The sequence below is a fragment of the Dactylosporangium sp. NPDC049140 genome, from assembly GCF_040648435.1.
In genome coordinates, this window is record NZ_JBEZDS010000139.1 from 1 (window position 1) to 2,581 (window position 2,581).

General features: G+C 68.8%; 1 protein-coding gene. It reads left to right on the forward strand.

Translation table 11 applies throughout. The features are described from left to right. Nucleotides 1–23: 23 nt before the first annotated feature. The coding region (locus AB0B76_RS58835) for a condensation domain-containing protein (RefSeq protein ID WP_360395143.1) at nucleotides 24–2,581 on the forward strand (2,558 nt) is incomplete at its 3' end.

Here is a 2,581-nt window from a genome sequence, read left to right on the forward strand (position 1 = left end):
AGACGGCGGATCGGGGTCGGCCGTTGCCGTTGTCGTTCGCGCAGCAGCGGTTGTGGTTCCTCGCACAGCTCGAACCCGACTCCGTCGAGTACAACCTTCCGGCGCCCATTCGGTTCTCCGGGGAGCTCTCCGCCGACGGGCTGCGCGCGGCGCTCGAGGCGCTCGTCGCGCGGCACGAGGTGTTGCGGACCCGGCTCGTGGCGGATGCCGACGGTGTACCGCGGCAGGTCATCGACCCGCCGGCACCGTTCGCGCTGCCGACGGTCGATCTGTCCACCGAGGACGATCCCGAAGCCGCGGCCGATGCCTGGATGGCCGCCGCCCGGCGGGTCCCGTTCGACCTGGCAAGTGGGCCGCTGCTGCGGGCGACGCTGCTGCGGCTCGGTACGACCGAGCACACTCTCGGCCTGGTCATGCACCACGTCATCAGCGACGAGTGGTCGGACGCGATCCTGCGCCGGGAGCTCGAGGCGCTCCACGCCGGCGCCGAGCTCGCCCCGCTGGCCGTGCAGTACGCGGACTTCGCCGCCTGGCAGCGGCAGTGGCTCACCGGGGAGGTACTCGAGGACCAGGTCGCGTACTGGCGCGGCCGCCTCGACGGCGCTCCCGTGCTCGAACTGCCGGCCGACCGGCCCCGCCCCGCCCAGCGCACCAGCGCCGGCGCGGTCATCGACTTCGCGATCCCGGCCGAGGTCGCGGACCGGCTGCGGGCCATGTCGGCCGCCGCCGGGGTTTCGATGTTCATGACGGTCTTCGCGGCCCTCAACGTGCTGCTTTCCCGGTACGCGGGCCAGGATGACATCGTCGTCGGCACCCCGATCGCCAACCGGAACCGTGCCGAGATCGAGGGGCTCATCGGGTTCTTCGTGAACACGCTCGTGCTCCGAACCGACCTCTCCGGCGACCCGACCTTCGATGAGCTGCTCGGCCGGGTCCGCACCGAAACCCTGGGCGCGTTCGAGCACCAGGACATGCCGTTCGAGTCGCTGGTCGACGCGCTCGGCACACCCCGGGACCGCTCCCGGAGCCCGCTGTTCCAGGTGCTCTTCAACTACGGCCGTATCGATGGCGACGCCGGGCCGGTCGACGACACCGTGGTCGAGGTGCCGGCGGTGTACGACCTCAGCTTCATCGTCGGCGAGACCGCGACCGACCTCGTGGGCGGCGTGCAGTTCAGCACCGAACTGTTCGACGTTTCGACGATCCGCCGGCTCATCGAGCACTTCACGTCGCTGCTGTCGGCGCTGGCACCCCGCACGCGGCTGTCCGAGCTGCCGATGCGGACGACGGGGACCTGGCGCGGCGACCGGTTGGAGCGGCCGTCGGTCGGGGGTGTGCACGAGCTGATTTCGGCGTCGTCGTCTGCGGTGGCGGTGCGCGCCGATGGTTCGTCGTTGACGTTCGCGGAGCTGGACTCGCGGGCGGCACGGTTCGCGGGCTGGCTCGCCGCGCAGGGTGTTGGTGCGGAGTCGGTGGTCGGCCTGCGGTTGCCGCGCGGCGTGGACCTGGTCGTGGCGATGCTGGGTGTGTGGAAGGCCGGTGCTGCGTATCTGGCGCTGGACCCGTCGTACCCGGTGGAGCGGCTGGAGTTCATGATTGCGGATGCCGGCGTGTCGGTGGTGGTCGACACGGTCGAGTACGGCGATCCGTTCACTGCGGCTGTGCATCCGGCACAGGCGGCCTGTGTCATTTACACATCTGGGTCGACGGGTGTGCCGAAAGGCACGGTGGTGCCGCACAGCGCGCTGCTGGGGGTGTTCGGTGGCTGGTCGGCGACGCACTTCACGCAGGGTCTGTCGTGGCTGACCCTGGCCAGTGCCAGTTTTGATGTCTTCACGGGTGATGTGGTCCGTGCGCTTGCGGCTGGGGGCACGTTGGTGCTCGGTTCGCCGGGTGCGCAGTTGGATGTGGTGTCGTGGGCTTCGCTGTTGGTTGCGGAGCGGGTGGAGGCGTTCGAGTCGGCGCCGCGGTATGTCGATGAGCTGGTCTCGTATATCGAGCGGACCGGTTTCGAGCTGCCGGATCTGCGTCTAGTCGTGGTGACCACTGACGTGTGGCGGTTGGAGTCGGTGGCCCGTGCGCGGCGGGTGCTTGGTGTGCGGGTGCTGACGGCGTACGGGGTGACTGAGGCTTCCGTTGACTCGACGTTCTGTGAATTGTTCGGTGATGGGGTGGGGCCGGCGCCGATTGGTGGGCCGTTGCCGGGGGTTGAGTTGCAGGTGTTGGATGCCGTGCTGCGGCCTGTGCCGTTGGGTGCGGTGGGTGAGTTGTTCGTCGGTGGTGTGGGTGTCGCCCGGGGTTATGTGGGTCGGCCGGAGTTGACGGCTGAGCGGTTTGTGGCGGCGGAGGGTGGGTTGCGGTGGTATCGGACCGGGGATCGGGTGCGGCGTGTTGGGGATGCGTTGGAGTTCCTTGGGCGGGCTGATGTGCAGGTGAAGGTTCGTGGGTATCGGATTGAGCCGGGTGAGGTGGAGTTTGCGCTGACTCGGCATCCTTCGGTTGATGCTGCTGTGGTGGTTGCGGATGAGCTGGATCGGTTGGTGGCGTTTGTGGTGCCTTCTGTGCCGCCGGTTGAGGAGTT